We start from the raw sequence: 3,622 nt of genomic DNA, 5'->3' as shown, positions 1-3,622 counted from the left end.
CACCGGAACGGTCCGGCGACCGGATCGGCCATGCCGACCTCACGGCGCATGAAGGATGTGGCGGTGGCGACCGCCGCGGCGGCGCTCGGCGGCGTGTTGGGGGGTCGCGGCGGGGCCGGGGTGGTCGGCGCGACGGTCACGGGGGCGCTGGCGGGTGGCCCCGTATCCGGGCCGGCCTGGTCGCTGTCCCGCGACCCGCAGCCGACCAGCGCGACGCTGGCGACCAGCAGCGCGGTGGCGATGGAGCGAATGGGACGCATGAAGCTCATCCCCTCTGGGCTCCGGGATCGGGTGGAGCCCTATGCGACAATTATCGCAGAAATAAATTACAGAACCCCATCGGCAATGTTTCGTGACTGTTCTGATCCCGCCTCGACGAGATCACGATGGTGAATCAGTACGGTCAAGGGGTCAGGTTAGGTGGCGGCTGGGTGTGCCTTCGGCGGTACGACAACCACGGCCAGGCAATGGACCAGGCCAAGGCGGTGGCAACCAGCCCACCGGCCGGCGATTCGATCGTGCGCTGCACCACCGAGCGGATCGAGCTGCTCATCGCTTCCTCTTTTCGCAACGGGAAACCTCACAGCTTTAGGTTTGCCGACGGGGAGCGATTCCACCAGGACCAATGGTCCCGATCTCTCTGGTCATTGGTCCTGGGTGACCATCGGATGGCGAACCGGTCTCCCTCTTTGGTCCCGCATCGCTGGTGCAAAGCCATACAAGCCTGGAGGCGAGGCGGGGACACCGTGCGGCTCACCGCCCGCCGCCATCGCCGAGGTGGCTGGTCCAGGGTCCTCTGCGTGACGGGACGTTGGACCCTGCCCCACCCCATCCGTTCAGACCTATGGTCGCAAGGTGCCGGAAATGGCCCGTCATATTGGAGGGCAATGCAGACCAGCCCCGTCCACACAGGGACGCCGCCACCCGGGGGGGTTGCTCGCCATGTTCCCCAGCGGCGCGGTGCTGACCGTCAAGGCTTACCGCCGAGACGGCCGCCGGCGCTCAGGCTGAAGGCTCAGCGATGACGCGGACAGGAGCCCGGCGGCAGGGGCCACCGGCGCCGCCCCGGACGTCGGCGGAGCCGGCATCCGGCAGCGCTCCTCGGCGGGTGCTGGCCCTGATCGGGGTGGTGGGACCAGTCGGCTACCTGGTGCTGGTGACCGTCCTGGGCATGCTGTGGGACGGCTATGACCCGATCCGGGACACCCAGAGCGAGCTGGGGGCGGTGGACGCCCCATACCGGCTGGTGATGAACCTGGCCGGGTTCATGGGGCTGGGGATCTCGATCCTGGCCTTCGCCGCCGCCTACTGGTTCCTGCTGCAGCCGAGCCGGGCCAAGACGCTGGCCACCGGGCTGCTGGTGCTGGCCGGGGTGGGCATGGGGGTGGTCGGGTTCTTCCCCTGCGACGCGGGCTGTGTCGATGTGACCGTGACAGGGCGGCTGCACTCGCTGTTCAGCATGCCGGGGGCGATCGGCCTGCCGGCCGCGGCCATGGTATCGGCGCTGGTGTTCTCGCGCGACGGCCGGTTCGGCGAAGCCTGGTCGGTCGGCTCGCTCTGGCTGGGGCTGGCCGCCCTGGTGTCCGGGCCGCTGATCGCCGCTGAGCTGATCGGAGGGGTCAATGGGCTGGTGCAGCGGGCCGCCATGTGGGTGCCCCTGGTCTGGGTGATGGCCGTATCCATCAGGCTGTACCGGCTCGCCCGACCAGCCACCGCTCAGCCGTAGGCGGCCCGTAGGCCGGTGCAGGCGCGGAGGGTGACCCATGTGGAGGGTTGGCCCTGGCTGTTCTGGCCAGACTCCACCCGGGTGAGCGCGCTGGTGAGGCGGGGGTCGCGGCCCTGGTCGAGCTCGGCCAGCACCTCCAGGGTCTGCAGCACGTCGGCGACATAGCCCGACGGGAAGCGGGCATGAACCACGAGGTGCTGGGCCTGGTGTTGCCCCGCATGTGGTCGCGTCAGGAGCTGTCCATCAGCGGGTGACCGGTTCCTCGCCGGCCCGGTCCTCACGGCGGGTCAGCGGCAGGACGGCGATCGGCTCGTCCCGGAACAGCCCGGCGGCGGCGACCCGGACCGACTCGGTCTCGGTCCCGGCCGCGAACACGACCACCTCGTGGTCCAGCACCTCGGGATCCACCAGCAGCGGCACGCCAAGCAACGACCCCAGCGGCGGCAACGCCCCCAGCTCGTAGCCGGGGAAGTCGGCCTGGAGCTCGGTCTCGGTCGCCAGCCGGGTGGCCGGGTCCTCGAGGGCTCGGCAGACCAGCCGCAGGTCGAGCCGCCGCGACGCCGGCACCACCCCCAGCACGTACTTGCCCCCGGTCCACAGCGCCACCGTCTTGAGGACCTCGTCGGCGGCCACGCCTACCTCCCGGGCTTCCTGGAGCGAGGTGAAGGTGCGCCGGTGGGGGACAACCTCGAATGCCACCCCGCGCCCGGTCAGATAGTCGGTAACCAGCGACATCACTGCACCTCCCTGCCCGTGGCCGGTACCCGACCGGCCGGCTCCAGCATGGGCCGACGCGAGCCCGAGCACAGGAGGCGTCCGGCCCTCTCCGATGGGGATTCTTGGCCGACGATCCGCGCACCACAGGGTCCAACAGCCCTACTGCTCCCGGCGACCGTGTTGGACGATCAGACGTGAAGTCAGCGAAGGAAAGGGCATCCGATGGCCAGGAGCTTCGAGTACAAGTTCGTGCGGCTCGGAGAGTATTCAGGTTCGGCGATCTTTGGCGTCCACGACAAGGCCCGGAACGCCTACGAGGAGGTGGTGCACGACCACGCGCGGGACGGCTGGCGGCTCGTGCAGATCTTCGCCCCGGGCGTCGCCGCGTTCGGCGCCGCCAGGTACTACGAGCTCATCTTCGAGCGGGAGCGCGCGGAGGAGATTGCCACCACAGAGGCCAGTCGGGAGCTGGTCGGGAGCGCAGAACGCGCATGAGGCGAAGAGCCGCTGCTGAGGAGGCGGCGATGGCGACCCTCCAGATCGAGTTGGAGGATCCTGCCGGAACGTCATGGTGGGCAGGCGCACTCGCCACCCTGGCGTCGCAGTCGGGCAACGCGTACCTGCGATTCGTCGGCCGCGTCGACGGCCACCGTCGGTACAAGGGCGCCACGTTCCCCGCGCCGACAACGCTCGGCACGCTGCCTCCGCAGGAGGCGTGGGCGCCCGGGATGACCAGGAGCCTTCAGGATCTCCGTCGTGAGATTGAGCACGACGGATGGGTGGAGGCAGGCCGAGGCAGCGAGCCCTGGGCGTTCAGGTACGAACGCCCGGCATCCAGGGCGCCGCCCGGGCGTCCCTCCCTCCACATCCCAGATGGCAGGTCGGACAGTTCCCGCAGGCCCACCGACTGCGGGTCCGTCGGCCCTGTCGGCCCAGCGTCCCATCGGCCACAGTTATAGCCGGGAACCTGCGCCCCCGGGAGGTGAGAAGCATGACGACCGTGCAATGCCCCAAGTGCCAGCTGCGCTTCCTGACCCGGAGCGAGGCGCTCTCGCACCTGCGCATGGATCACCGCCGAACCACTGGCCTGGGCCTGCCGGACCGGCTGTGTGGGCCGGCCCACCGGCGCGTTCCGGTGACCACCCGGGGCCAAAGGAGGGCCTAGTGCACCACAGGGTC

The 3,622-nt window shown here is 69.9% G+C and carries 5 protein-coding genes; 2 read left to right on the top strand and 3 right to left on the bottom strand.

What is annotated here, in order from left to right:
- Nucleotides 1–260, bottom strand: a 260-nt coding sequence (locus tag VF468_22540) for a hypothetical protein (protein HEX5881068.1), incomplete at its 3' end; no start/stop codon positions are given.
- An 848-nt stretch (nt 261–1,108) separates the two neighbouring features.
- Between VF468_22540 and VF468_22535 the strand changes: the two genes are divergently transcribed.
- Nucleotides 1,109–1,726, top strand: a complete 618-nt coding sequence (locus VF468_22535; GenBank protein ID HEX5881067.1) for a DUF998 domain-containing protein — start codon at nt 1,109–1,111, stop codon at nt 1,724–1,726.
- Here the strand turns inward: VF468_22535 and VF468_22530 are convergent.
- Together VF468_22530 and VF468_22525 are read right to left on the bottom strand one after the other, a co-directional pair.
- Nucleotides 1,717–1,878 carry a hypothetical protein gene (locus VF468_22530; protein ID HEX5881066.1) on the bottom strand — a complete coding sequence of 54 codons (162 nt, stop codon included), beginning with the start codon at nt 1,876–1,878 and terminating at the stop codon, nt 1,717–1,719. The two genes, VF468_22535 and VF468_22530, sit on opposite strands and share 10 nt — an antisense overlap.
- A gap of 91 nt (nt 1,879–1,969) precedes the next feature.
- Nucleotides 1,970–2,461, bottom strand: a complete 492-nt coding sequence (locus VF468_22525; GenBank protein ID HEX5881065.1) for a YbaK/EbsC family protein — start codon at nt 2,459–2,461, stop codon at nt 1,970–1,972.
- 204 nt (nt 2,462–2,665) lie between these two features.
- Between VF468_22525 and VF468_22520 the strand changes: the two genes are divergently transcribed.
- Nucleotides 2,666–2,938, top strand: a complete 273-nt coding sequence (locus VF468_22520) for a DUF4177 domain-containing protein (protein ID HEX5881064.1) — start codon at nt 2,666–2,668, stop codon at nt 2,936–2,938.
- Nucleotides 2,939–3,622: the final 684 nt, after the last annotated feature.

It is taken from the genome of Actinomycetota bacterium (assembly GCA_036280995.1).
GTDB lineage: Bacteria > Actinomycetota > CALGFH01 > CALGFH01 > CALGFH01 > CALGFH01.
The sequence above is the reverse complement of the archived record's forward strand: the minus strand, read 5'-3'. Positions and strand labels throughout refer to the sequence as shown.